The sequence below is a fragment of the Vibrio sp. 10N.222.46.A1 genome (assembly GCF_041473595.1).
Classification (GTDB): domain Bacteria; phylum Pseudomonadota; class Gammaproteobacteria; order Enterobacterales; family Vibrionaceae; genus Vibrio; species Vibrio tasmaniensis_A.
Map to the genome: position 1 here is coordinate 1 of NZ_JBFRSN010000531.1, position 1,581 is coordinate 1,581.

2 protein-coding genes and 1 pseudogene are annotated in these 1,581 nt (G+C 43.1%); 2 read left to right on the top strand and 1 reads right to left on the bottom strand.

Features of this window, described 5'->3' with window-relative positions:
* A partial coding sequence (locus AB4496_RS15275) for a hypothetical protein (protein WP_372131291.1) occupies positions 1 to 119 on the top strand: 119 nt, incomplete at its 5' end.
* Between the two features lie 202 nt (positions 120 to 321).
* Here AB4496_RS15275 and AB4496_RS15280 read toward each other — a convergent pair.
* Positions 322 to 975 carry a thiopurine S-methyltransferase gene (locus tag AB4496_RS15280; protein ID WP_017099724.1) on the bottom strand — a complete coding sequence of 218 codons (654 nt, stop codon included), beginning with the start codon at positions 973 to 975 and terminating at the stop codon, positions 322 to 324.
* 323 nt (positions 976 to 1,298) lie between these two features.
* Between AB4496_RS15280 and AB4496_RS15285 the strand changes: the two are divergent.
* Positions 1,299 to 1,581, top strand: a pseudogene (locus AB4496_RS15285) (phosphoribosylglycinamide formyltransferase); the annotation flags it as partial.

Here is a 1,581-nt window from a genome sequence, read left to right on the forward strand (position 1 = left end):
GTAAACCTGATATCGATGGTCGCCGTCGTCTAGGTGTTGCGCTGACTCGTCGCAACAGCACTGAGACTGCGATTGAAGATGCAATTGAGAGCGCGTCCAAAGTAAAAGTGATTTACTAGCTGTTAATTACCATTTTCTAGCTAATGACAACTAGACTACTAATTGGTAACGACTAACTCAGATCTGAACCATTACGTTCTCGCATCTGAACAATCACGACTTCAAATCTGAACAATAAAAAAGACGGGCGATCGAGCCCGTCTTTTTGTTGGTGTTATCTTTTTTATTGAAGCGGTTTTTTCGCTAGAGAGCTCACTGCGCTTAAGCGTCTGACTCAATCAAGTACACTTCTTCACTGAATCGAGACAAGCCTTTTTTGGCAATCTTCGGATGTTCATCGTCTGCAATATCTTGATTCAACAATGTGATTTTGTATCCCGCGAACAACTGACCAATCTCTAGTTTAGGTACGCTAAACGGAGGCCCTGCCATCTCGCTTTGGTCGTAATCCAGAGTCACTAGAAGGATCTTACCACCCGGTTTCAGTCGTTGTTTCAAACGCTCTACATACTGCATTCGCATCTCTTCAGGCAATGCGACTAAAGACGCGCGATCGTAAATGGTATCGACAGGCTGGATTGGCGCTGAGAAGTAATCGCCCGTGTAGATGTTCAGTTCATCGAATTGATACAGCTCGTGCTGACCACTGATTTGAGTCACAGTCGGGGTGTAAAGGTGCTCTGCAAAAAATGCGCGAACCGCAATCTGACTTAACTCGACACCTTGAACATCTTCATGCTTTGAAGCTAGCCAAATCAGATCTTCACTTTTGCCACAAAGTGGAACAAACACACTCTTCTCGTAGCTAGGCTCAGTCTTTTCCCAAAATTTAATCAGAAGTGGGTTTACATCTTCGAGGTGGAAACCAATTTGGTTGGCTGCCCATTTATTGTGCCAAAATTCAGGATTATTCATCTTTCGTTCATGTTAAACAGTCATAATGCAAGGGTACAGTATAGAGAGGTAAGAGCAACCTTAGCTTGGTTTAAAGTACCAAATTGGTTTCGATGAAATCAGAAACTGGCTAAGTTCAAAGTTCTAATAATTGCGGAACTAACGGTTGGATTATTTGTCTATATCTTCACATTTTAAAGCAATATTAAACGTTAGAGTTGGTTTCTGTCTTAGCTAGCCCCATTTAATATGTAGTGAGTTTAGTTAAGCTGTTTTTACTCTTGTGCGTTACTGGTTACCCCTTTTAACTATCCGTTTTTGTAACCTTGTATTTTGGAGTTTGAATGAGTGTATTTCTCCGTACGACGGCCCTAATGCTATTGGTATTGAGCCGAGCGCCTGCATTCGCAGCAGCACCTGTTTCAACAAGTTCGACTGATCAAACGCGCACCCCTGCGCAAAACCAAGTTTCATCAAACGTATTCCGTCATAGTTTGAGCGGCCTTTACGGCATCAAAGCCTTCGACTCACGCCCGACTCAGCCTTACACCGACTTCGATATTCTGTACAGCAAAGCGCATCAAGGCCAAGCTGAACTAGAAACTATCTGTAAAAGTACTGCCCTAC